Origin of the sequence: Streptomyces sp. NPDC005402, assembly GCF_040606575.1 — a bacterium.
Classification (GTDB): domain Bacteria; phylum Actinomycetota; class Actinomycetes; order Streptomycetales; family Streptomycetaceae; genus Streptomyces.
In genome coordinates this window covers 1-24,072 of sequence record NZ_JBEXFB010000043.1, presented here as the reverse complement: position 1 = coordinate 24,072, position 24,072 = coordinate 1, and the positions used below count along the sequence as shown (strand labels likewise).

Below are 24,072 nucleotides of genomic sequence, written 5' to 3'. Positions count from 1 at the left end.
CTGCTGCAAGGTTGGGTGACAGGTGTGGCTACGCGGCCCGGAAGGCCCCTGTGGTCATGGCGGTCTCGAATTCGGCGGGGGTCAGCCGCCGAGCGAGGGCCTGTCTGCGGAGACGGTGGTAGGTCCTCTCGATCCAGACCACGATCGCGATCCGCAGTTCCTGACGGTGGCCCACTGCCGGCGGCCCCGCCTCTCCTCTGCCTGGATACCGGGGGTTGCGGGGCTAGGAGGACAGGGTCTACCGGGCCGTGCCGCTCGCGAGCGAGCTGCGAGCAGGGCGCCCTGCCCAACCTCCCGTACTCCAACGGCACCGCAAGGCCTCTTACACGCAGGCCGGGGTCCGAAACGGAGAGCTGGACAGAGCGCCGACGTGCTCCTGATTGACGGGCTTGCGCCGCTAACACTCCGCCCCGGCACAGTGCCGATCTCCGACCTTCCCGCGCTGCGGCTCTGCTCTGCCACGGCCTCAGGGGATGACGGTGCTCTCCCTGCTGTGTCCGCCTGCTGCACCCCGGAGTATCGACGATGACCGCGTTCCGCCTCCCCCACATCTTCGGCATGACCGCCGCGGGCCTGACAGCGATCGGCGACGCCCCCGTGTGGGTCGTGCTCGCCTTTGTCGTGCCCAGCCTGCTCGCGTCAGCGGCCCGGAGCATCGGCGAGGTGCTCACCGTCATCTCCCGCTTCCGTACGGAAGCGATGCGGCGGCGTCACGAGGACCGGCTCCTTGGCACGGTCACCGGTGCGGGAGCGGGCCTGGAGCATCTCGAAGCGGGTACAGCAGAAGCTCCCGCCGGCTGCCGTGGCGGCCGACGTCGAGTCGGCTCCGCCCGGTCCGGCGAACAGCGATCCGCCGTCTGGATCACCCCCGTGACACCACGAGACCAGACGGACTGGCGAAAAGGTCTATGTGGATCGAGACCGAGCAGGTTCGTCCACAGCGCACGCGCGCTTGCCGCCAGGCCGGTCGCAGGCTCTCGATCGTGGACGTACCCCGACACTGCGCCGTCGGGCACAGCGGACAGGTTCAAGCCCTGGTCGGGGGCCCATCTGATCGACGGCCGCCACCTCCAGAGGTGGGCGGCCACGACCTCTCCGCACGACTCGGGCTTGCCCCGGGCGATCACCCACAGGTCGAATTGAGTGTGGTCAGCCTGCCAGGCGGAAGGCCGTATGCGCTGGTCAGCGGGTGCCCGAGCTTGGACTGACCAGATCACTCCGTCACGGGCAAGCACTCGGCAAGTAGGTCGACGACGTCGCGCCAGGCTCGCTGCGCGTGCCGAGGGTGATAGCCGACGCCGGGGACCACGGTGTGGTCGACCGGCGGGTGGTGGAAGGCGTGCAAGGCGCCGCCATAGACCACGAGGCGCCAGTCGACGCCCGCCGCCTGCATCTCGGCGGTGAACGCCTCCCGTTGCGCAGGCGGCATGATCGGGTCTTCCGACCCGACCCCGGCCCACACCGGGCAGCGAATACGCGCCGCCTCGCCCGGTCGGCCCGTGGTCAGCGCGTTGACTGTCGCGATCGCGCGTAGGTTGACACCGTCGCGCCCGAGTTCCAGCCCGATGGCGCCCCCGGTGCCGTAGCCGACGGCGGCGATCCGATCAGGTTCGGTCGGCGGTTCGGCCCGCAACACGTCGAGCGCCGCGTGGCCGATGCCCCGCATCCGGTCGGGGTCGGCGAGCAGCGGCATGCAACGGGCAAGCATCTCCTCGGGGTCGCCCAAATAGCGCCCGCCGTGGAGGTCGAAGGCCAGCGCCACGTATCCCAGCTCGGCGAGCGCATCGGCCCGCCGGCGCTCAACGTCGCTGAGCCCCATCCCCTCGGGCCCGATCAGGACCGCTGGCCGACGGCCGGCGCCAACGGGGAGCGCCAGGTGCCCGACCATCGTCAGACCGTCGGCTGCGTATTCGACCATGCGCGTTGTAATCGTCGCCATAAGACGGGACTGTAGTGATCGTTGAGCCCGGTCGGGTCGGTGTTCTGCAGCTGGCAGAACAGCTCGGGTGCCCCTCTGCAACCTCCCCTCCACGCCAGAAACCGCTGAAGACACTCCTCCCGATACTCCTCCGGCAGCCGCCGGAAGCGCACCAGTTCCTCCGGCACGTCGGCCACCCGTTCCGGGTCCGCGCTCGGCGCGCGCAGGGCTGCGGTGTAGAGCAGCACGTCGAAGGCGTTCAGCCCGGTCGGGGCGTGGTACCAGCCTTGGCGTTCCTCCCAGTCGATCCGGATTCCGCCGCGGCCGCTGATGCGGGAGACATCCGAGGCGAGGGTGATGGTCAGGCCGCGCTCGAGGCCGTGGTGGCCGGCCCGTACGGTGCCCGGCGGGATGGCGCGTGCAGTGAGGGCGTCGTTGACGACCTGGACGTAGGGCCAGTGCGACATCCCGTGGGGTACGCCGCGCGGTCCTGGCGCGTCGGCATCATCAGCAAGGTCGTCCTGGTCCTGGCGGCCGTGGCCCTCTACATCGTGATCCGTCTGCGCTCCCGCAGCTCCGCCCAGCACCGCCGCACGTCGTGACCGCCCCCGTGGCGACCTCGAGCGAGCGATCTTGCCCCGGCTGCGCGGCCCGGCTAGTCTCGGCGACCGTGCAAGGGGACTCGGCAGACTTCACCACCCGACCCCTCCCGACGGCGCCAGGACCCGCGCAGCCGGAAGGCGAGCCTTGGGCGACGCCGCCCGCTGCCTCCCCAGGACTGTGAACCTTCTCGCTGCTCTCGCTCATGAGGCCAGTGTCTGCAGCCGGTTGCTGGGCGAGTCCTTCCCGCGCGTCGAACCGCGACCGAAGGTACCCGAACGGCGGCGAGCCGCGGTGGAATGCGCTGGCGGCGTCATACGGCGGGGCTCTGACGCGCACGTGGCGGAGCCGGGGCTGGCCGTGGTAGAGGTCGCGGCCGCCGATGACGCAACCGCGCTCGCGGTCCAGGAACTGCTCGCCGCGCAGTGCACGATCGCACCGGCGGACCGTACGCCCCGGGAACCCGGAGCCCGGTGCCCTGGCATGGCACCGTTCCTTCACCGAAAAAGGGCGCAGGCGTCTCAGCGAGCGGGGCAGCCAGCAGACGGGGCCGACGCTCTGCACGAGGCGACAAGCGCAACCGCACCTCATGAGCGCTCCGCACCTCGTCCACCAGAATTTCCGGAACGCCCCGCAGGACACCACCCCACACCCCCGCGTCAGGAAGGAACAGGCCCAGTCGACCTCAATCACGATCCGCCGATCGCCAACGCGCAGCAGGGCGTCATCACAGCGCAGGTCAGCTGGCATGTTCCCATCCCTGATCCGGGGCGAACCGTGGCGGCTGATCCGCGAAGCCGTGCCCCGCTCCAGCCGCGGCCGCGGGGTCCGAGGAGCCGCCGGGCTAGCTGCGGCGTCACGAAGGGCAGCAGGGGCGGAACCAGCAGCAGGACGATCGTCACTCGTCGGCCTCTTGCGGAGCGAGGAGTCACCGTCATCGCTGGCTGGCGGGGCCCCACGCTATCCCCGCACCGGCACGCACTGCCCCGCGGTCTGGCCGACCGAACCCACGGCGGATGCGGCTCGGATAGAGCTCGGCGTACTGCTGGCCGATCAACGTGCCGTAGGAGACGCCGTAGTAGCTGATTCGCTGCTCGCCGAGGCCGGAGCGGATCGCGTCCATGTCGCGGACGACGCTCGCGGTGTCCATGTGGCCGACCAGCGGTCCCGTGACGGCTCGGCAGTTTTCGCCGAGAGCGTGGTTCGCCTTGCGCAATGCGGCAGGAGGAGGCACTGTCCGGATGGATCGCGTTCCACTGGGCGTTCAGGAGATCCTGGTCACATGTCACGGGGTTGCTGCGGCCGACGCCACGTGGGTCGAAGCCCACGATATCGAAACGCGCCGCAGTTCGGGAGAGAAGGCGGCAGGCGCCTGGAACGCGAAGTCCACATCGGAGCCACCCGGGCCGCCGGGGTTGATCAGCAGCGAGCCGATCCGATGCTCGGGGTCGGTGGCGAGGTGGCGGGTCAGGGCCAGGTCGATGGTGGCGCCGTGGGGCCGCTTCCAGTTGACGGGCACCTTGATGGTGGCGCACTCGAACGTGGCCGAATCGCTCTTGCCGGAGGGTGGTTCGCAGGGCGTCCAGGCTATGCGCCCGGGTGACGTCTGCACGGACGGCGCGGCCACGGCCGTCCCGGCGAGCAACTGGCTATCAGGAGTTCACAGACGCAGCAGAGCATGGGTTCAACTAACCTGCAGTGCAAGGAAAATGATGTCCAATCAGACAACGACGGGAGTCCGAACTCCGTGTCCTCGTGACGGAGTGCAGCTGAAGGCCGTCAGGGACGTTCCGCAGCTGGATCTTCCGCGTCCGCGTCGGGCTCGAGCACGCCCCCGCACCAGGCCAGGCCCGTACCGTGTCGGGCCTGGCCCCGGTCCGTCAATTCTGCAGGCGCCAGTGCTGGTTGGCTCCGCCCGAGCAGGTCCACAGCTGGATTTTCGTCCCGTTGGCGGTTCCCTGACCGTTGGCGTCCAGGCAGAGCCCCGACTGCGCCGCTGTGATCGTGCCGTCGGCGTTGATGTTCCATTGCTGGTCGGGCTGCCCGGTGCAGTCCCAGATCGCCGCCGGGGTGCCATTGCCCGCGCCCTGGCCCACGCCCAGGCACTTGTTGCCGTAGACGACCAGCTGCTTTCCGGTGGTGTGGGTCCAGCGCTGGTTGGAGCCGCCGTTGCAGTCCCACAGCTGTGCCTGCGTACCGTTGGCCGTGGTCGAGTTGTTGATGTCGAGGCAGCGTCCGGACTGCTGGCCGACGATCTCCTGGTTTTCAGTGGGCTGTGGAGTCGGCGGCGTGCTCGAGCCGAACTGGGTGAAGAACTGCCACACGGCTGCCGACGTCCAGGTACGCCAGCCGTCACCGGTGGAACCGTCGATGGGGCCCGGGTCGTGGCCCGCTCCGTCGAACGCGGCCCAGACGACGGGGTAGCCGGACCTGCATCCGGAGTAGGTGGTGATGATGTGCGTCAGGCTTCCGTTGGCGGGCTCGGGCGGGTTCTGCGGTGTGCAGCCGTTCGCCCGGACGAAGGTGTCGCGCAGCTGCCGTCCCGACGAGATGGGCAGCACGTTGTCCCTGAGGCCGTGCAGGCCCATGTAGGCGATGGGCTGGTTGCCGCCGTTGCAGCCGCTGAGGTTCGCGCCGGAGTAGACCGCGACCGCGCGGAAGACCGTCGCCCGTGAGCAGGCGAGGGCGTACGACATCGCACCGCCGTAGCTGAAGCCGGCGGAGAACAACTGGGTGGTGTCCACGCACAGGCCTGATTCGATCTGGTTGACCATGGCGTCGACGAAGGCCACGTCCTGGCCGCCGGGGTTCGCCCAGCCGTTGCCGTTGCCCTGGGGCGCGACGAAGATCGTGCTGTTGTTCGCGTTGTCCGCCAGGCGCCTGAGGCCGTAGTAGGACCAGTTGTAGCCGTCGGTGCCTCCCGAGTCGACGTCGTTCGCGGTGCCGCCCCGCCAGTGGAAGCCGAAGACCAGGCGGTAGGGGTGGTTGCTGTCGTAGCCGGCCGGGACCCGCAGGATGTAACTGCGGTTCTGGCCGCCGCTCTGAATCGTGTGGTTGCCGCTGGTCAGCGTCGGTGCCTTGCCGCAGCCGGCGCTCGCCGCCGCGGCGGACTTCGTGGCCGGTGCGGGTGCGCCGAGGGCGCTGCTGAACGAGGTGCCCGCGGTGCTCAGGATGAGAAGCAGTGCGGCCGCTATGGACATCAAGAGCGGTTTACGTCCCATGCTCTCCTTCTTCCGTCGTCGAGTTCTGCTGTCCCAGGGGGAGCGCCGGTTCACACGGCGGTGACGGTCCACGCGTTGTTGGTGCTGGAGTTCGGCGCCCACAGCACGGTGGTGGAGCCGCTCGTGGTGCTGCCGCTGCCGTCCAGGGCGGTGCCGGTGCCCCGATTGACGATCTGGTAGCGGTTGTTGCCGAGGCTGACCAGCGACCACTGCTGGTTGTTGCCGCCGTTCCACGCCTGTTGGCGGGCGGGAGCGCCGTTGGCGGCGTTGCCGTAACTGTCGGCGGCCATGCCGTTGGTGCGGTTGACGATGCGGTGGTAGCCGTTGCCGAGGTCGATCAGCTGCCACTGCAGGTTGGTGCTCCCGTCGTAGCTCCACTGCTTGAGGTTGGAGCCGGCGGCCACGCTGCCCCCGCTGTCGAGCACCAGTCCGCTGGTCACGTTCGCGATCCGCACCCAGGTCGTGGAGCCGCCCGGCGCGCCCAGGACGGGGATCTCACCGGAGAAGGTGAGCTTGACCGTGTACGCCGGCGCGCTGAACGGCGGGTTGGACGAGGGCATGGTGAGGTGCAGGCCGGACGCGTCCTGGGTCGGGGCCGGCAGGTCGATGTAGGTGCCTGCGGTGTTGCCGAGCAGCTGGGCGCCGGTCAGGCTGCTGAGGTTGATCCGGTTCGAGTTCAGCGTCGTGACGGTCATGGTGCCGCCCTGCCAGCCCAACGCGGTGGCGTACAGGACCTTGTTGTCCCGGCTGCGGGTGAACCGGACGTCCTGAGGTTTGCCGGCCACCGGTCCGCTGAAGGACCCTCCGCCCATCTTGGTGGGGCCCTCGCCGTAGCCGGCCCAGGAGCGGGTGCTGTAGACCGCCTCTCCGAAGCGGCCGAGCCAGTCGCCCATGGCGAGCAGGATGGACTGCTGTCCGGAGGGGATGGTGCCGTCGGCCATCGGGGCGATGTTCAGCAGCATGTTGCCGCCCTTGCTGACCCGGTCGATCAGCGAGTGGAGCAGCGCCTGCGTCGAGTAGTAGCCGATGCCCACCGTGTAGCACCAACTGGAGGAGGAGATGCTGTCGTCGGTGAGCCAGTAGGGGGTGAGCAGATCTGCCGGGCCGCCGCGCTCGAAGTCGAAGACCTCACCCTTGTTGTTGAGGCCGTCCTTGTAGGTCGCGACCACGTCCTTGTTCCACGCGACGGCCTGGTTGTAGTAGTGCGCCAGGAACTGGAGCCGATAGGACTCCTGCACCTGGTTCAGCGCGAAGTCCTGCCAGACCAGGTCCGGCTGGTAGCCGTCGATGACCTCGACCAGCTTGTCGTACCAGAGCTTGTTCTCCGCGGCCGAGCCCTGCTGGCCGTAGAGGATGCGGAGCCTCGGGTCCGACTGGGAGGGCACGTGGTCGTAGAAGCCGTTGAAGTGGTACGCGTGGTGCAGCGAGGCCATGAACTTCAGGCCCTGCCCGCGGATGGCCTGCGCGTGCAGCCCCACCAGGTCGAGCTTGGGGCCGTGCTGGACCGAGTTCCACGGGTTGGAGCGGCTGTTCCACATGGAGAATCCGTCGTGGTGCTCGGCGACCGGCCCGGCGAACCTGGCGCCCGCGGCCTTGAACAGCCTGGCCCAGGCGTCCGGGTCCCACCTGCCGCCCTGGGAGACCAGCTTGGGGGCGAACTGGACGAAGTTGCCCGCCTTGTCGCGGGCACCGTCGATGAAGTTGTGGTACGGCCAGGCCGAGGGGTCGCCGTAGGTGGCCTTGTGGTGGTTGTTCTCGGCCGAGCCGCCGATGTACATGTTGCGCGGATACCACTCGTTGCCGAAGGCGGGGACGCTGAAGGCGCCCCAGTGGTAGTAGATGCCGAACTTGGCGTCCTGGAACCAGGCCGGGGCCGGGGGGTGCTGGTCCACGGAGGACCAGCTCGCGGTGTAGCTTCCGGGGCCGTCGGTCGCGGCGGCCTCGGGGGCGAACCGCAGCAGGCCGACGGCCGCCGACGCGCCGGCCGCCGCAAGCAGTCGGCGCCGGCTGAACGGCAGGGAGGACGAGGACATGTGGGGCCTCTCAGGGGGAATTGAGCGGAAGTCGTACCTTCGGTCGCTGACGGTCGGCCGGGTCGGCCGGGCACCTGGATCAGTCGTGCGTCCACTTCTGGTTGCTGCTGCCGTTGCAGGTCCACAGCTGCAGCAGGGTGCCGTTGGCCGTTCCGGCGCCCGTGGCGTCCAGGCACAGGCCGGACTGGTCACCGGTGATCGTGCCGTCGGCGTGGATCGTCCACTTCTGGTTGCCGCCGCCGGTGCAGCCCCAGATGTCCACCTTGGTGCCGGGGCTGGTGCCCTGGCCCGCGGCGTCCAGGCAGTCGCTGCCGTAGACCCGCAGCTCACCGGCGGAGGTGTTCGTCCACTGCTGGTTGCTGCCGCCGTTGCAGTCCCACAGCGCCACCTGGGTGCCGGCCGTCTGCGACTGGTTCGGTACGTCGACGCAGCGGCCGGAGCCGACCCCGACGATCGCGCCGGCCGTACCGCCACCGCTCCCGCCGCTGCCGGGTGTGATGGACAGGTTGTCGAACTGTGCCGCCTCGCCCTGGCTGGTCCCGTAGCCGATCTGCCCCGCGGCCCAGGTGCGGTCGTCCACGGAACCGACCGTGGCACCGTCGATGACGGCGGCGATCGTGGTCCCGGAGAAGGTGAGCGCCAGGCTGTGCCACCGGTTGGTGCCGAGTGCCGCGATCGTGCCGCGAGCCAGGGTGGTGACGGTGCCGTTGGTGTTCGAGTTGAGGATCGACCAGGCCCCGGTGTCACTCACCCGCAGGCGGTAGGCGTTCTGACCGCCGGTGCGGTCGTAGTCGTGCCCACCCGCACGGCCGATCAGCTCGGCGTATCCGGGCTGTTCGAGCAGCACGTCGGAGGCGACGGTGTAGTTGCCCCAGCTCACGTCACCGAGCAGGGCGTGGGGATCGGTCAGTGAGTCCCAGGTGATCGGCTTCTGCGGGCTCATCTGGCGCACGCACTTTCCGCTGCGGCCGCCGCCGCAGCCCGCCACCTCGAAGGCGCCCTGCCAGTCCATGAGGTACTTCGCCTCATGGCCGGTGGCGTAGTCGTCGAAGGAGTCGCTGTACGGCAGCTTCAGCGCGCCCCGGGCGGGACCGGTGGCGGTTCCCTTGCCCTGTCCGGTCGTGGTGGTCAGGGTGTACATGTGGCCGGGCTGGACGGTGAGGCTGAAACCGCCGCCCAATGGGGTGATGTCCGCGGCGTGCACGAAGTGGTCGGCCGGGTCGGCGGACCTCACGTCGGTGGACCAGACGTGGACGGCTCCGGCGGACAGCCCCCCGGTGACGTTGAAGTTCAGCGTCTGTGCGCTGGAGGCGTCCATGGTCTCGATGACCGTGGAGTAGTCGGAGTTGTTCGGGGACTTCAGCGAGACGTAGCTTCCGTTGGCACGATTGCCGCCGATGTAGCCGCTGGAGGCGTCGAGATAGCGCCATCCCGGGCTGGTGAACTGGCTGGTGTGCGCCATCACCCAGGTGTTCTTGCCGATCGAGTAGGAGCCCGACCACGGCTGCGCTGCCAGGGCCATGCCCATGGTGGGGTACGGCAGGTTGGGGGTGAGGGCGGCGACCACGGGCCAGTTGAGGTACGCGGTCATCCGTCCGTCGATGTATCCGCGGTTGATGCCGCGGGCCATGGCCTGCGCTCCCCCGTTGTAGTCGTCCGAGCCGTTCTCGCTCGCCCACAACGGCTTGCCGGACGACATGGCGGCCTGCGGTACCGAGCAGGTCGATTGGGACGACCGGTAGCCGCAGGGATAGTGCGTGCCGATGGCGCTCACCGCGGAGGCGAACGACGGGTTGGAGTTGACGTCGTTCGCCACGGACCAGTCCGAGTCGGCCGCGACGATCTTGACGCTGCCGTAGCCGTTGCTGTTGAGGGTGCTCCGCAGCTGCTGGTACCAGGAGACGTTGTAGCCTCGTTCGTTCCAGCCGCCGAGGTAGTCGATGCTCAGCCCGTGCTGTTTGGCGCAGCCCAGCCACGAGACCAGGTAGTTGACCATGTCGGTGGACCAGAAGTTGCCGTTGCCGATCCAGCCCGGGGCGCCCCAGGCGAGCCCGTACAGCTTGATGTTCGGGTTGCGGGCCTTGGCCTGCTCCATCAGCCACCATTCGTAGCCCCGGTCGCAGTTCAGGTCGGAGCGGGTGTGCTGGTGGCTGGGCTCGGCTCCCGAGGTGGAGTTGGTGTCCCCACCGATCTCGGCCTTGAGCATCTGCAGGGAGGCGCCGTAGCCGGGCCGGAACAGGTAGTCGAGGACCTGGCCGCGCTGGGGCTCGGGATAGTCGATCAGGAGCCTGCTGTTGCCGCCTCCTCCGCTGATCGCGCCGACACCGTCGAAGGTCCGTCCGCCGGACGCGCCGTTGAGGGTGATGGAGGTGGCCGCCCGGGCCGGGGCGGCGGCTGTGCCCACGACGCCGCCGGCGGCCAGGACGAGGCCCGCGACCACGGCCGTCGGGACACGCAGGCGCCGTAACAGCCGTGCGATTGCTGACACGGTGGGTTCCTTTCGCAGGTGGGGAGTGTCCACGGCGGTGCGGACAGCGGACGGTTCAGCGGACGAAGAAGTCCTGGTTGGTACCGGGTGCGTTCTTGCACTGCCACTGGTCGAGTTGCTGGCCCGCGGTGCTGCCGGCGCCGTAGACGTCCAGGCACAGACCGCTGTTGCGGTTCTGGAAGGCGTAGGAGCCGTCGGACTGGCGGACAGGCAGCCAGAGGCCGTTGGCCGCTGCGCCGGGGGGCTGTTGGACGATGTTCGGGGTGCCTGCCGTCGTGGAGCTGCCCGCGACCGCCACGTCCTGTCCGGAGTTCTGGCCGCGCAGTTCGCCGTAGCCGCCCGTGGCCGGTACGAACTGGAACTGCTGGTTGCTCTGCCCGGTGCACGTCCACTGGTCGATCGCGGCGCCCGCGCTGGTGGAGTTGCCGTACACGTCCAGGCACAAGGTGTCGTGGGCGGCGACGAGTTGGTGGTAGCCGGTCGGGAAGCCCTCGCCGCCGGAGGAGGCCGGGGTGAGGTATACGGCGAACGCGTCGTGCGTGGCCTGGAACGTCAAGGGCACGGTGATCGAGCCGCCGGACGCGCTCAGGTTCTGGTCGTAGACCGTCAGCGGCGCACCGAGCGGTGCCTGGTCCGGGATGCGGTGCACGGTGACGTGCACGCTGCCGCCGTTCGTCAGCCAGGGGACGGACGACAGCCCGTTGAAGGTCACGGACGAGGTGCCGGAGTTGCCGTCGGCGTCGCCGATGATCGCCACCGCGCGCTTGTTGGTGGCGTCCTCGGAGGCCGAGATCGCGGTCGAGCCGACCTGGCCGGAGGTGGCGACGAGGGTGCCGGTCATGTCGGCGTAGTCGCGCAGCGCCCACCAGTTGCCGGTCGGCTGCCAGGTTCCGCCGCTCTGGGTGAGCACACCCGTCAGGTTCGGGGTGACGCAGCAGACCCAGTTGCCGCGCATCGCGTTGGTGTACCCGGACTGCGCGAACCGCGCCAGGTACCAGGCCGTCACCCCGGCGGTCTGCCGGTCGGCGGGCTGGTACTCGTTCGCGGACAGCGGCAGCGGGCCGATACCCGCAGCGGTCAGGGCACTGTTGAGGGACTGGGAGACGGTGACCGGGTCGTCGACGTCACCCTCGTCGTGATTGGTGATCATGTCCGGGACCGTGCCGGCCGCCTTCACGTGCGCCAGCCAGGTCCGCCACTCCCCCGGGTTGCTCTGCGGGGTGAACGCGAGGGACGGTCCCACGATCTGCGCCGAGGGGGCGATGCGCCGGATCTCCCGGTAGGCGGTGTCCCACATCTGGAAGTACTGGGCGCTGTTCACGCCCCGGGTCCAGAAGGCGGAGATGTCCGGCTCGTTCCAGATGTCGTAGGCGAACTTCAGCCCCGATGCCTGCAGTGCCCCCACGGTGGAGTCGATGAAGGCGATCCAGTTGGAGCAGTCGCCGTTGTCGCACGGGTACCTCGTGTTGGACGGTTGGCCGCCGTTGGCGCCGTAGATGTCGCTGACCAGGACCTGGTACTGCGCGTGGTACGGCGGCTGGGTCAGCCGTTTCGCCTGCGCCACGATCGAGTCGAGGTCGGCCCGAGTGGCTGATCCGTACTGGTAGTTGTCCCGAATCCAGCCGCCCGAGAACCATCCGCCGCCGCGGAACGCGTTGATCCCCAGCGGTTTGATGAACTGGTCGGCCGGCTGGCTGCCGTCCTGCGTGAAGCCGTAGAGGAACCCCTCGCCCACACCGGTCGACGGGCCCCGCGTCGAGGCCAGGTTCACGCTCAGCGCCTCGCCGGAGACGGCCCGGCTCTCGGCCGTCGCCGACAGTTGCAGCACGAACGCCAAGACGATGCCGACGGCCAGTACCAGACGGCCGGGTCTCGCTCTCGTCCTCATTCGGTCCTCCTGCGTCACACGTCACGGGGTCAGCTCAGTGACCACTGCTGGTTGGATCCGCCGTTGCAGGTCCACAGCTCCACGGGGGTGCCGTTAGCGGTGGCGGCGCCGGTCACGTCCAGGCACAGGCCGGACTGGGCGCTGGTGACGGTGCCGTTGACGTTCCACTGCTGGTTGGCCTGGCCGTTGCAGGTCCAGGTGATGACCTTGGTGCCGGCGCTGGTGCCCTGGTTGGAAGCGTCCAGGCACAGCCGGCTGCCGCCCGAGTCCACGGTGAGCTGGCGGGAGTCGGTCCGGGACCAGGTCTGGTTCGCCGCCCCGGTGCAGTCCCGGATCTGCGTCTGTGTACCCGGCGTCGTGGACGCGCCCGGCACCTCCAGGCACTTGCCCGCGCCCACCGCGTGCAGCGCGGTCGACGTACCGCCGCCGCCTCCTGTGCCGTAGCCGGCCGCGGTGATGGCGGCCTGGACGGCGTTCTCGGTGGCGTCGGAGGGGTAGCCGGCCGTGATCGCGCCCTCGAAGAACTCGCCCACGCCGTTGGGGCTGTTGTCGCCCCCGGTGCCGAGCAGGACCGAGCTGTCGACCTTCATCGGTGAGTAACCGTTCGGCAGGGGGCCGGAGTAAGTGGTGGTCAGGCCGCCACTCGCGCCGTTGCCGTATTTGAGAGTGAAGTTGCTGGTGCCGTTGTTCTTCAGCCACGCACTGACGAAGGGGTAGTGCACGCCCTGGTTACTCGGGTCCTTGTTGGAGCCGGTGTTGGTGTGGAACATGCCGTTCTCCAGGTCTGCCTCGACCCACGGGCCGCTGCCGGTGCAGCCGCCGAACCAGCAGGCGGTGCCCCAGTAGATGGCGTTCATGGTGGCGTTGCCGGTGTCGGTGTGGGAGTTCTCACCGCTGCCGTAGTCGAAGCAGCACCACTGGCTCGTGTAGTTCGACGAGGTCACCATGTAGATGCCTTCGGGCTGGGCCCCGGTGGGCACGCCCCTCGCGTGGTCGAGCCGGTAGCCGACGCCGGGAGTGACCTTGACACCGAAGACCTGGTGGCCGGCCGCGGTCACCGGCAGGGCCATGGCGTCCGCGCCGACGTCGGACCCGCCCGGCCCGGGCCCCTTCCAATAGCCGCCCCAGGAGATCGGCATGTCGTTGTGCTTGGTGGTCTGGTCGTAGATCTTCGTGATCGTGCAGGACGTGCCCGCGCAGAACGACACCTGGGACGCGCCGTCCGCGTACCCGCCGGCGCTGAGCACTCCGATGTCGCGGTAGCTGTGGTCGGAGGCCCGCTGGATCTGGTAGAGCGGCCCGTTGTACGAGGCGAAGAGCGCCCTGGTCGTGGCGTGTGCCGTCACGCACGGCGTACCGCCCGCGGCATAGAGGTCGCACGGGAGCGACGCGTCCGCCACGTGGTCGGCCACCGGACGGGCCATGGCCGCCGTGTCGGCCCGCGGGGAGGTGGCGAACGCCGGGGCGCCGAACACGGCCACCACCATCGCCAGGGCGACAAGGAGCACGGCTTTCCCTCGCCTGATTCGGCGATCACCGGCCGGTACGAGCATGGAGACCTCCTCTGGGCTTCGAATGCGGAGTCATCCCAACGTCCACCGCTGGCTGCTGCCGCCGTTGCAGGTGCGCAGCTCGACGAGACTTCCGTCGGCGGTGGCCCCTCCGGCGATGTCCAGGCACAGGCCTGACTGGACGCCGGTGATCGTGCCGTTGCTGTTGAGCGTCCACTGCTGGTTGCTCTGGCCGTTGCACGACCAGATCTCCACCTTCGTCCCCGGGGTGGTCTGGTTGTTGTAGGCGTCCAGGCACAGCTGGTCGGCGCCGGAGTAGACGGTGAACTGGTTGGACGCGGAGTGCGTCCAGGTCTGGTTGGCGCCGCCGTTGCAGCTCCAGATCTGCACCTGGGTGCCGGCGGTCCTAGTCGCGTTGGGTACGTCCAGGCACTTGGCCGCACCCACCGCGTGCACCGCGCCGGTCACGCTGGTTCCGCCGCCGCTGGTGCCGCCCGCGACCCGGTACATCACCGTGCCGTGCGCCGGCACTGAAGCACTGATCGTGCCCGAGGTGGTGGTGGACGCCCCCGACCACAGGTCGGTCAGGGTGTAGGCGGACGCCCCGGTCTTGCCGATCGCCGCTGCGGTGGTCGAGATGGTCGCCGTCGAGCCCGTCTCGTTGAACAGCGCCACCGACACGTCCCCGTTCGCCAGCGGCTTGGCCAGCACGTCGAGGCCGCCCGAGGAGGACACCATGGTGCCCTGCTTGCCGAGCGGGTCCTGGTCGACCGCGATCACCCGGGAGTTGGTCAGCGTGGACAGGGTCTCCGCACTGGCCGAGGGGATATTGGTGCCCACGATCAGCGGCGCGGCCATCTCCGCCCACAGGCTGAACTCGCTGCGGCTCTCGGTGGCCGTCATCGAGCCGTTGCCGACCTCCAGCATGTCCGGGTCGTTCCAGTGGCCCGGTCCCGCATAGGAGGCCAGTCCCACGTTGCTGTGGAAGATCGACAGCATGCTGGCGAAGTTGGCGCTGATGTCCCCGGTGGTGCGCCAGCTGTTGCCCACTCCCGCGCCCCAGGTCCACACGTTGTCCTGGCCCCAGTTGCACAGGCTGTACAGGATGGGTCGGCCCGTCGCCGCCAGGGCGTCCCGCATCGCGGTGTACCGGCTCTGCGCGGACACCCCGTTGTTGTTGCAGTTGTCGTACTTCAGGTAGTCCACGCCCCACGACGCGAACGACTGGGCGTCGGTGCTCTCGTGCCCCAGGCTGCCCGGATACCCGGCGCAGGTGGCGGTGCCCGCGTCCTCGTAGATCCCCAGCTTCAGCCCCAGGGAGTGCACGTAGTCGGCGGTGCCCTTGATGCCGTCGGGGAACTTGGCCGGGTCCGGCACCAGACGGCCGCCGGAGTCGCGGTTGTGGGTCATCCAGCAGTCGTCGATGTTGACGTAGGAGTAGCCCGCTGCCTGCATGCCGTTGGTGTGCATCGCCTGCGCGGTGGACTTGATCAGCGACTCGGAGACGTTGCAGCCGTACGCGTTCCAGTCGTTGAAGCCCATCTGCGGGGTCAGTGCCAGTCCGTTGCCCAGCGCGGCGGCGGGCTGCGCGGTGCCGAGGCAGACGAGTGGGACGCCGACGCAGAACAGCGCGACCGAGAAGGCGAACGCCAAGGTCCTGCGCAGGAACGGTCGCGGGTCCGGCGGCAAGGGGTGTCCGACCCCCTTTATGATCATGTGCATGTCATCAACTCCTGGGTCGGTTGCGGCAGAACACGCCCCGTCGCGGAGCGCATCCGTCGATCAGGGCATGCGGGGCAGCGGGGCGGACCCCGCAGCGGCCCTCCGGACGTCCCGGAGGGCCGCCTCCCGCGTCGGGCAGAAGGCCTCAGCGGTAACCGGCCGCGATGACGTTGGCCTGGACCGCGTTGTCGGTTGCGTCGGAGGGGTAGCCGGCGACGATGGCCCCCTCGTAGAAGGTGCCGGCGCTCAGGTTGGCACCGCCGCCGGGCTTGCAGCAGTCACCGCCACTGCCCAGAACGATGGCGCCCTGCTTCTTCATCGGGCTGTATCCGCCGGGCAGCGCGCCGTCCCACAGAGTCGTCAGGCTGCCGGACTGCGCGTTGCCGCCCTTGAGGGCGAACCTCGACGTCCCGTTGTTCTTCAGCATCGCGGTGACGAACTTGACGGGGAAGGCCCGTTGACCGGTGTTCCAGGACTGGCTGCCTCCGGAGTACAGGCCCCATTCGAGGTCGGCCTGGACCCAGGGGCCGCTCCCCGAGCAGCCGCCGAACCAGCACTCGGTGCCGAAGTTGATCGCGTCCATCGCCCCGGCCGCGTCGGCCTTCCGCGTCGTCTCGCTGTTGCCGTAGTCGAAGCAGCAGCCGCTGTTGACGTGGGTGCCGCTGGTCACCATGTACGCCCCTTCGGGCGCGCTGCCGGTCGGAACGCCCGTCAGATGACCGTCCCGCCAATAGCTGTTGCCCGGATTGATGTACAGCGAGTACGCCTTGGTGCCCCCGGCGGTCAGCGACTCGGAGGTCGCCTTCGCGGGACTGCTCTGACTCGATCCCGGAACCTGGGCCGATCCCTGGTACCACAGGTCGTTGCCGCGTCCGGACTGGTCGTAGACGACCGTGATCACACAGGAGGTGCCCCCGCAGAACGAGTCCTGCGCCGCCGCGTCGGCGAAGCCGCCGGCCGCCCGTACCCCGATGTTCCGGGTCGTGTTGTCCGAGGCCCGCCTGACCTGGTACAGGCTGCCGCTGTACGACCCGTAGAGCGCCCGCACGGTGCTGTGCGCGGCCACGCACGGCGTACCGCCCGCGGAGTAGATGTCACAGGGACCCGACCCGCCGGGCACGGGCGGGGGTGTCGAGGTGGTCCACTTCTGGTTGCTCTGGCCGTTGCAGGTCCACAGGATGACCGCGGTGCCGTTGGCCGTGCCCGCCCCGTTGACGTCCAGGCACAGGCCGGACTGGACACCGGTGACGGACCCGTCGGCGTTCTGCCGCCACGCCTGGTTCGACTGCCCGTTGCACGACCAGATGATCACCGGGGTTCCCGGCGCGGTCCGGTTGTCGTAGGCGTCCACGCATCGGGTACCGCTCATCGTCCTCAGCTCGCCCGCCGGGGTGAACTCGAACGCCTGGTTCGGCTGGTTGTCGCAGTCCCGGATGTCCAGCGCCGTTCCCGGTGTGTCGACGTTGCCCTTGACGTCCAGGCACCGCCCCGACGCCGAACTCACCATGGGCGCCGGCGTCGATGCCGGGGCGGGTGCCGGCGCGGACCAGGTCTGCGAAGTCGCCAGCATCATGGCCAGCAGCGCCATCACGCCTGTGGCGGCGAACGCCGGTAAGCGTCGTCTGCGAGCCGCAGGACTCCGACGGGAAAGGGGTGAAGGCCGCATTTCTGTTCCTCGGAGATGTGGGGGAAGGGGACAGAGGGTGCTGTGCCTGGCCGAAGGGATGTCCGTGGACCGCCGCCACCGGCATGGCCGCGGGGATCCAGACGCCTCATGGCGGTGCGGGCGCTCGGAAGCACTCACAAGAACCACTCAGACATCCCATGTCCTAGTGATTCCACAGGTCCATCAACGAGTCAATACACTCGACACCCTCAATCGGACTCCGATCCATCCCATGTATTGCACCTGGTCAGAGCGATCTGAGGGCATGCCGGAGCCCGCGTCCGGCGAGGGCCGCCGAGCCGGACGCGGGTGTAGGTTCCGGTCACCCCGAAGTGCTCCGGGGGCGGGAGCGCGCGCTGCGCGCCGGATCACTTCACCTCAAGCTCCAATGCTGGATGGCATGGCCGTTGGAGCACCCGGCACGCGGCGACATCGGTGATGTGCCGGCCAGCAAGCCGGTGGCCGAGGTCAGCGCCCTGCGGAGCAGGGGGACCTTGTCGAGCCAGGACATCAAGGGTCAACCTCCTTGTACGGGGGTGGAAGCGGAGGGGCCACCGGCCGCGGGACGGGGCCTCGGTGGAGCGGGGTCGCGCGTTCAGGAGACCGGCAGAGCGGTCCACTGCTGGTTCGTTCCGCCGTTGCAGTCCCACAGGACCAGCTGCGTACCGTCGGCGGTGGACGCGTTGGGGTCGTCGAGGCAGCGCCCGGAGACAGGGTTGCGGTAGCCGCCGTTGTACGTCTGCCATTGCTGGTTGGTTCCGCCGTTGCAGTCCCAGATCGCGATCTTGGTGCCGTTGGCGGTACCGCGGCCGGTGGCGTCGAGGCACTTTCCGAGAGCCCGCAGGGTGCCGTCGGAGCGCGCGGACCACGTTTGGGCGGCGGAGCCGTCGCAGGACCGGATCTCGGCGGCGGTCCCGTTGGCGCTGTTGCCGCCGCTCACCCCCAGGCACTTCCCCGCGATCCCGGAACGCACCTGCCCGCTCGTGACATCCGGCGGCTTGATCCAGCCTGCCGCGTCCGCCGCCTCGATCCCCGCGTTGAAGGCGTCCGCCATCTTGCCGAAGCCACTGTCGTTGGGGTGCAGGGAGTCGGACAGGTCCGCGGCGGTCAGGGCGCTCATGTCCACCAGCCGTACACGCTTGCCGGCGGCCTGCTCGGCCTGGACGATCCAGGGCAACTTGGCGTTGAACGCGGGCCGGTTGGCCTCCTCGGTGCCGCTGGTGGAGATGATCACGGTGCCGACGAGGACGGTCGCGTCGGGTACGGCCCTGGTGATCTGGTCGATGAGCGCGCGGAGCCGGTCGGCGGCGGTGGGGATCTGGTAGTTGCCGTTCAGGTCGTTGGTGCCGATCTCCAGGGTGACCACGTTCGGCCGGTAACGTGCCAGCACAGAGTCGGCGATGCCGGCGATCTGGTCGATCCGCCAACCGGAGTGGCCTTCGTTGTCCGGGTCGGCCATGGTGCCGTTGCGCCCCGAGCCGACGAAGTCCAGGGTGTGCCCCTCGGCCGTCAGCTTGTTCCCGAGGAAGCCCCGGTAGCTGTTGCCTGACGGGCTGCCGACGCCCCAGGTGATCGAGTCGCCCAGTGGCATCAGCCGCAGGGGCGTGGCGGCGGCCCGCGCGGCGAAGGGCGGCGTCTCGGCGGCGGTGGCCGCGGCGGGCCACGCTGCGCCCATGCCGAGGGCGGCCGTCAGCGCCGCGGCCAAGGGTGCCCAGTACTTCTTCATCAGCGTTCCTCACTGGGTGCGGGTCAGTGGGTGGGGGTGAACGAATCACCGGATCGTGCGGGCGTTCCGGAGGCGTGAAGGGGTCACCGGGGCGTGAAGTCCTGGTTGGTGCCGGGTGCGTTCTTGCACTGCCATTGGTCCAGTTGTTGGCCCGGGTTGCCGCCGCCGCCGTAGACGTCCAGGCACAGACCGCTGTTCTGGTTCCTGAAGGAGTACGAGCCGTCGGACTGCCGTACCGGCAGCCACAGGGTGCTGGACGCTCCGCTCGCGGCCTGCTGCACGATGTTCGGCGTACCGGCGGTCGTGGAGCCGCCCGCCACCGCCACGACCTGTCCGGAGTTCTGCGCGCGCAGTTGCCCGTAGCCGCCCGAGACCGGCACGAACTCGAACTGCTGGTTGCTCTGCCCGTTGCAGGTCCACTGGTCGATCGCGGCGCCCGCGGTGGTGGAGTTGCCGTACACGTCCAGGCACAGGCTGTTGCTGCTGATCACCAACTGGTGGTAGCCCGTGGGGAAGCCGCCGTCGCCCGAGGACTGGACGCCCGCCTGCTGGATGACCGTTCTGGCGCCCTGTGGCCAGTTGATGCCGCTGACCAGGACGTTGCCGCTGAGGACGTTGTTGTGGGGAGGGCCGGTGGCGACGTACGTGTTGCCGCCGTTGTACCAGTTGCCGGAGAACGTGCTGTCGTCGGTGTGGTTGTTCGCGTTGGCGTTGGTGAGCGCCCAGTTGCCCGCGTCCTGCACCACGTTGCCGGACACCTTCAGATACCGGGAGCCCTCGTCGAGGTACAGCGCGGTGGTGCGGTTGTTGTCGTACATGTAGTTGTCGGAGATCACCGAACCGGGGGCCGCGGACAGGCTGTAGATGCTGCCGCCGTCGAACATCGCGTTCTTGGTGTCGAAGACCAGGTTGTGGGAGACGGTGTTGTTCTTCAGCGTCGTGGGAGTGCTGTAGATCGGCTGGTAGTTGTAGGTGCCCCGGTTGACGTAGTCCTGGCTGCCGCCCGGGTCGTTCATCCCCCAGCCCCAGCCGATGTCGATCCCGTCGTAGGGCAGGTGGTCGCACTGGTTGTGCGTGATCGTCGCGTTGGTGACGTAGGTGGACAGGATTCCCGCGGTCTCCTTGTAGTCGGTGCCCACCCCGCTGACCTTGTTGTTGCTGATGGTGATGTTCTGGTTGGTCATCTGCGGGTTGCTCGGGTGGTGCGCGTCCGGCTGGATCCCGCCGACCTGGATGCCGCTGCCGGCGAGGTCGGTGAACGTGTTGCCGGTGATGGTGATGCCGTTGGCACCGAGTCCGGTGCCGGAGGCGGTGGCTGCGCCGTCGTTGCCCACGCCCAGGCCGGCCTGCCCGAGTTCGGAGAACGTGTCACCCGAGAACGTGATGCCGGTGGCGGCGGAGACCTGGACGGCCGCGGGCATCTGCGCCCAGTGGTTCCGGGTGGCCTCGAACTGCGTGCACCCCGACCTGCAGGTGCTCAGCCAGTTGGCGGGCATCGCGTAGGCGCCGGTGATGTGCGCGCCGCTCTGCTGGTCCGCGTAGCCTTCGGGCCCGCTCGGGCCCAGCCAGGAGGTCCCGGTGAAACGGATTCCGGAGAATTCCAGGCCGGTCACCGGGGAGCCGTAGCTGCCGCTGATCCCCAGCAGGCTCTGCAGCCGGGGCAGTTCGACGTCGAGGCTGTTCGGGTTCTGTCCCGGCTGGGCCCGGTAGTACAGGTCGCCGGTGGAGGAGTCGAGGTACCACTGCCCGGCCTGTTTGAGGAACGCGTAGTTGTTCTCCAGATACATCGTGCCGCCGGCGAAGGGCGCGTTGATGGTGTCGTAACCCCAGGAGTTGTTGTTCCACGCCGGCTGCTGCATGGTGAGGGTCCTGCCGCTGATCGACTGGACCGGCGCGTAGCGGTCGGTGAAGGAGTTGACGCTCTCGACTTCCATGTGGTTCTGGTCCGAGAGACCGGCCAGGTAGTCGAAGGAGGAGTCGTTGACCGTCAGTCCGGTCTGCGTGAAGGTGAAGCCGGAACGGGGTACCTGGATCGCCGCCCGCGGTGTCTGCTTTCCGTTCACGTACAACTGACGCGTGTTCACACCGGTGCCGACGTGGACCGACCAGATGCTGGTGTCCTGATCATGAACCTGCCAACCAGATATCCGCTGGGCGCCGCTCACGACCGGCTGCTGCCCGGGCATGGCCTGGTAGGTGATGGTGTGGCCGTTCTGGCCGCCGTCTCCCGATCCGAACGTCAGCGGCTTGGACAGCCGGTAGGTGCCACCGCCCAGGTGGACCACCACATTCGTGTCGGCCGAGAGCCGGTGCGCCGGCTGCTGCGCCTGGTCGATCGTCCCGAACGGTTGCTCAGCGGTGCCGTTCCCGCCCGCGGGCGCACCCGGCGCCACGTACAGGTCGGCGGCCGCCGCCTGGCGCCCGGCCGGTACGGCGAACGCGGCACCAGCCGTGGGCAGACTCCCGGCCAGTAAGGCGAACAGAGCCAGAGGGGCGGCCCGGAGGAAGCGGAGCGCTCTGGCGCGGGACATCGTCATCCTCCAGGGGTGACGGTGGCATTCGGTGTGGACGCCCGGTGGCGATTCGGTCGGACGGTAGGAAGAAGTCGGGAGGTGCGCAGGACGCCGGGCACCGGAGCGGCGAAGCACCGGCTCCGGATCCTGCGCGGTCCGTGGCCGGTGATGAGACCGGCCTCGGACGGGAGCCATTGCCCTCAACCGAGGCTCCATCGCTGGTTGGAGCCGCCGTTGCAGGTCCACAGTTCGGCCAGGGCGCCGTTGGCCGTGGAGGCGCCGGTGACGTCGAGGCAGAGTCCGGACTGGGTGCCGGTGATCGTGCCGTCGGAGTTCAGCCGCCACTGCTGGTTGGCGCCGCCGTTGCAGGGCCAGGTCACCACCTTGGTGCCGGCGGTGGTCTGGTTGTTGTACGCGTCCAGACACAGCTGGCTGCTGCCGCTGTACACGGTCAACTGGTCCGAGGAGGTGCGGGTCCAGCTCTGGTTGGCGCCGCCGCTGCAGTCCCAGATCTGCAGCTGCGTGCCGGCCGTGGTGGACGAGTTCGGCACGTCCAGGCACTTGCCCGCGCCCACAGCGTGCAGCGCGCCGGTCCCCGTCCCGCCGGTCGTGTTGCTGTACCCGGCCGCGGTGACGTTGGCCTGGACCGCGTTCTCGGTGGCGTCCGACGGATAGCCGGAGGTCATCACGCCTTCGTAGAAGGTGCCCTGGGCGCCCTTGCTGTTGTCACCGCCGATGCCCAGGATGATGGCACCCTGCTTCCGCATCGGGTTGTAGCCCGCGACGTTGGGCCGCGGACCGTCGTAGAACGTGGACAGGCCGCCCGACTGCGCGTTGCCGCCGCGGATCGCCCAGTGGTTCGGGCCGCCTTTGACGATGGCGGTTGTATACCGGTAGTTGATGGTCGGGTCGTTCGCGTTGTAGTGCTGGTTCACCCCGGAGAACAGGCCGTTCTCCAGATCGGCCATGATCCATGGGCCGTCGCCCGAGCCGTAGCCCCAGACCTTGATGTTGCCGAAGTAGATGGCCTCCATGGTGCCGTTGCCGTCGTCGTTGCTGTCCGTCTCGGCATTGCCGTAGTCGAAGCAGCAGCCGCCGTTGTAGTGCGTGCCGTCGAAGATCGCGTACATGCCCTCGGGGTTGTCTCCGGTCGCGATGCCGTCGGTGCGGTTGTTGCGGTATCCCGTACCGGGTGCCACGAAGACGCCGTAGGCCTTGTGACCGCCGACCATGGTGGGCGCGGCCGTCGCGTTCGCGAGGTTGTCGGGACCGCCCGCGGCACCGCCGCCGGGCGCCTGGGTGAGGTGGTTCCCGCGACCTGACTGGTCGTAGATGATCGAGATCAGGCAGGTCGTCCCCGCGCAGAACGAGTCCTGGGCGGCGGCGTCGGCGTAGCCGCCCGCGCTCAGGACGCCGACGTCCCGGGTGGTGTTGTCCGAGGCACGCCGGACCTGGTAAAGGGGCCCGTTGTACGAGGCGTACAGCGCCCGCGTCGTGCTGTGGGCCGCCACACAGGGCGTTCCTCCTGCCGCGTAGAGATCGCACGGTCCGGACGTGGCGGCCCGGGCCGTCCCGGTCGTGGCCGCGGCACCGGCCAGTGCGCCGATGGCGAGCACGGCCGCCGCCCCCACCCGGGCGAATGTCTTCGGCCGAGAGCTGCGGGAGCGCTCCCACGATCGGACGGATGCCCGGGCCACCTCATTTCCCGGCCTTCCGCGGCGCCGTACCGCAGTGAGCAGTCGTCGGACGCCACCGCGCCCGAACAGCACGTGGCGTCTCGTACCTGTCGTTCCCATCCGATCTCCCTACCGTGCCGACGGAACCCGGGCGGGTTCTGTGCGGGTGGCGCGGACACATGCGGACGCGCCTGAAGGTGCCGATCTTTCAGTGGGTTGCAGAGAGGTTTCGGGGGGAGACGGTGCTCCCGATCCGGCAGTGCTGTCAAGGGCTTCGGCCGCCTCCATCCGCCCCGGTGCCCGAATCGGTTCGATCGCCGATCTCCCCCGATCCCGGTCGACCGCCCCGCGCGAGGAGATACGGCGTGACAGCGGATGAGCGGTGGTGCGCCCCCACGCCGACGCGGCGCGGCGAGTCGCGAGGGTCGGGCCGACGGCCGGGCCGCGATCGGTCGGGCGCCCGCTGCCACGCCGCTGACCTGGGGTGCCGCCGCCGAACAGGGCTGACGAGGGGGCGGTGCACACCACACCGGCCGACGAGACGGTCAACGATCGTACCGGGGTGCACTGTTCGGTGTGCGGCATGCCATTGCCCCCGCCCCTCGACGGTCGTACCATCTCGTCGAAGCGCTTGCGCCGAACCGATTCGATTCCGTCTTCCCGCAACGCGTGAGACCCGGATCGTGAGAGACGCGGATCGTGTGGCGGGCCCGGCAGCCCGAGGCCGCTCCCCGCGTACTGCTGGTGCTCGGGCGTTCTGGTTCCGCGTCACTTCGGTGCGGCAGTCAGGTGCTTCGGTGCCGGGGCGCAAGGACGGGCGCACCTCCATCCATGGGGCGGCCCCCGGAGCGGGCGGCTCTTTGTCATGCGCTCCGCTGACTCAGGCGGTCGCAAGGACCGCTGGCATCACTGGCAACCCGCCGATTGCCCGGTGAGAGGCCGTGATCCTGCCTCACCGTCAGCTACTTCCTCGTACCGGTGGGCCATCGACCACGTGTTGCGACGACCCCTAGAATGACGGCGGCCGTGGCAAAGTCCAGATGTGCGGCCAGCCGAGTCCAGGCTGATGGCCACCGGGATTCCTGGTGGATGGCCGTCTGACCAGTGGTG

Annotated in this window: 15 protein-coding genes and 2 pseudogenes; 2 read left to right on the top strand and 15 right to left on the bottom strand. The window is 69.1% G+C overall.

The annotated features are described in order from the left end of the window. Positions 1-28 precede the first annotated feature (28 nt). The 3 genes and pseudogenes from ABZT02_RS43295 to ABZT02_RS43285 form a co-directional block, all read right to left on the bottom strand. A pseudogene (locus ABZT02_RS43295) lies at positions 29-183 on the bottom strand (IS3 family transposase); the annotation flags it as partial. A 1,030-nt stretch (positions 184-1,213) separates the two neighbouring features. Beyond that, positions 1,214-1,939, bottom strand: a complete 726-nt coding sequence (locus tag ABZT02_RS43290; protein ID WP_356028332.1) for a dienelactone hydrolase family protein — start codon at positions 1,937-1,939, stop codon at positions 1,214-1,216. Beyond that, positions 1,891-2,385 (bottom strand): hypothetical protein, encoded by a 495-nt coding sequence (locus ABZT02_RS43285; RefSeq protein WP_356028329.1) that lies wholly within the window; start codon positions 2,383-2,385, stop codon positions 1,891-1,893. Before ABZT02_RS43285 ends, ABZT02_RS43290 begins: the two co-directional genes overlap by 49 nt. Here ABZT02_RS43285 and ABZT02_RS43280 point away from each other — a divergent pair. Further along, the gene (locus tag ABZT02_RS43280) at positions 2,377-2,520 is read left to right on the top strand and encodes a hypothetical protein (protein ID WP_356028326.1); all 144 of its coding nucleotides are present in this window, start codon (positions 2,377-2,379) and stop codon (positions 2,518-2,520) included. The genes ABZT02_RS43285 and ABZT02_RS43280 overlap by 9 nt on opposite strands. Before the next feature lie 178 nt (positions 2,521-2,698). Next, a pseudogene (locus ABZT02_RS43275) lies at positions 2,699-2,977 on the top strand (DUF6207 family protein); the annotation flags it as partial. A 475-nt stretch (positions 2,978-3,452) separates the two neighbouring features. Here ABZT02_RS43275 and ABZT02_RS43270 read toward each other — a convergent pair. From ABZT02_RS43270 to ABZT02_RS43215, 12 genes are all read right to left on the bottom strand, one after another. Continuing rightward, on the bottom strand, positions 3,453-3,668 hold the full coding sequence (locus ABZT02_RS43270; RefSeq protein ID WP_356028323.1) for an alpha/beta fold hydrolase: 216 nt from the start codon (positions 3,666-3,668) through the stop codon (positions 3,453-3,455). 135 nt (positions 3,669-3,803) lie between these two features. After that, positions 3,804-4,163: a hypothetical protein gene (locus tag ABZT02_RS43265; protein ID WP_356028321.1), complete on the bottom strand. Its 360-nt coding sequence runs from the start codon at positions 4,161-4,163 to the stop codon at positions 3,804-3,806. Between the two features lie 235 nt (positions 4,164-4,398). Beyond that, positions 4,399-5,718, bottom strand: coding sequence for a ricin-type beta-trefoil lectin domain protein (locus ABZT02_RS43260; RefSeq protein WP_356028378.1), 1,320 nt, complete (start codon positions 5,716-5,718; stop codon positions 4,399-4,401). 71 nt (positions 5,719-5,789) lie between these two features. Beyond that, positions 5,790-7,772, bottom strand: coding sequence for an alpha-L-fucosidase (locus ABZT02_RS43255; RefSeq protein ID WP_356028318.1), 1,983 nt, complete (start codon positions 7,770-7,772; stop codon positions 5,790-5,792). A gap of 79 nt (positions 7,773-7,851) precedes the next feature. After that, entirely contained in the window at positions 7,852-10,260 is a 2,409-nt protein-coding gene (locus ABZT02_RS43250; protein ID WP_356028316.1) for a ricin-type beta-trefoil lectin domain protein, read from the bottom strand. A 55-nt stretch (positions 10,261-10,315) separates the two neighbouring features. Further along, positions 10,316-12,148: an RICIN domain-containing protein gene (locus tag ABZT02_RS43245; protein WP_356028314.1), complete on the bottom strand. Its 1,833-nt coding sequence runs from the start codon at positions 12,146-12,148 to the stop codon at positions 10,316-10,318. Positions 12,149-12,177: 29 nt separating this feature from the next. Beyond that, positions 12,178-13,656, bottom strand: a complete 1,479-nt coding sequence (locus ABZT02_RS43240) for an arabinofuranosidase catalytic domain-containing protein (protein ID WP_356028312.1) — start codon at positions 13,654-13,656, stop codon at positions 12,178-12,180. 75 nt (positions 13,657-13,731) lie between these two features. Beyond that, a complete protein-coding gene (locus ABZT02_RS43235; protein WP_356028376.1) occupies positions 13,732-15,375 on the bottom strand; it encodes a ricin-type beta-trefoil lectin domain protein in 1,644 nt (547 codons plus the stop codon). A gap of 151 nt (positions 15,376-15,526) precedes the next feature. Continuing rightward, positions 15,527-16,969: an arabinofuranosidase catalytic domain-containing protein gene (locus ABZT02_RS43230; protein ID WP_356028309.1), complete on the bottom strand. Its 1,443-nt coding sequence runs from the start codon at positions 16,967-16,969 to the stop codon at positions 15,527-15,529. 673 nt (positions 16,970-17,642) lie between these two features. Then, positions 17,643-18,773 (bottom strand): ricin-type beta-trefoil lectin domain protein, encoded by a 1,131-nt coding sequence (locus ABZT02_RS43225; RefSeq protein WP_356028306.1) that lies wholly within the window; start codon positions 18,771-18,773, stop codon positions 17,643-17,645. An 83-nt stretch (positions 18,774-18,856) separates the two neighbouring features. Then, positions 18,857-21,304, bottom strand: coding sequence for an RICIN domain-containing protein (locus ABZT02_RS43220; protein WP_356028304.1), 2,448 nt, complete (start codon positions 21,302-21,304; stop codon positions 18,857-18,859). A 182-nt stretch (positions 21,305-21,486) separates the two neighbouring features. Continuing rightward, positions 21,487-23,082: an arabinofuranosidase catalytic domain-containing protein gene (locus ABZT02_RS43215; RefSeq protein WP_356028302.1), complete on the bottom strand. Its 1,596-nt coding sequence runs from the start codon at positions 23,080-23,082 to the stop codon at positions 21,487-21,489. Positions 23,083-24,072: the final 990 nt, after the last annotated feature.

Coding starts and splice junctions, on each gene's coding strand:
- ABZT02_RS43290 (WP_356028332.1), bottom strand. CDS start 1,939: ATGGCGACGATTACAACGCGCATGGTCGAATACGCAGCCGACGGTCTG.
- ABZT02_RS43285 (WP_356028329.1), bottom strand. CDS start 2,385: ATGTCGCACTGGCCCTACGTCCAGGTCGTCAACGACGCCCTCACTGCA.
- ABZT02_RS43270 (WP_356028323.1), bottom strand. CDS start 3,668: ATGGACACCGCGAGCGTCGTCCGCGACATGGACGCGATCCGCTCCGGC.
- ABZT02_RS43260 (WP_356028378.1), bottom strand. CDS start 5,718: ATGTCCATAGCGGCCGCACTGCTTCTCATCCTGAGCACCGCGGGCACC.
- ABZT02_RS43255 (WP_356028318.1), bottom strand. CDS start 7,772: ATGTCCTCGTCCTCCCTGCCGTTCAGCCGGCGCCGACTGCTTGCGGCG.
- ABZT02_RS43245 (WP_356028314.1), bottom strand. CDS start 12,148: ATGAGGACGAGAGCGAGACCCGGCCGTCTGGTACTGGCCGTCGGCATC.
- ABZT02_RS43235 (WP_356028376.1), bottom strand. CDS start 15,375: ATGATCATAAAGGGGGTCGGACACCCCTTGCCGCCGGACCCGCGACCG.
- ABZT02_RS43230 (WP_356028309.1), bottom strand. CDS start 16,969: ATGGCGCTGCTGGCCATGATGCTGGCGACTTCGCAGACCTGGTCCGCG.
- ABZT02_RS43225 (WP_356028306.1), bottom strand. CDS start 18,773: ATGAAGAAGTACTGGGCACCCTTGGCCGCGGCGCTGACGGCCGCCCTC.
- ABZT02_RS43220 (WP_356028304.1), bottom strand. CDS start 21,304: ATGTCCCGCGCCAGAGCGCTCCGCTTCCTCCGGGCCGCCCCTCTGGCT.
- ABZT02_RS43215 (WP_356028302.1), bottom strand. CDS start 23,082: ATGGGAACGACAGGTACGAGACGCCACGTGCTGTTCGGGCGCGGTGGC.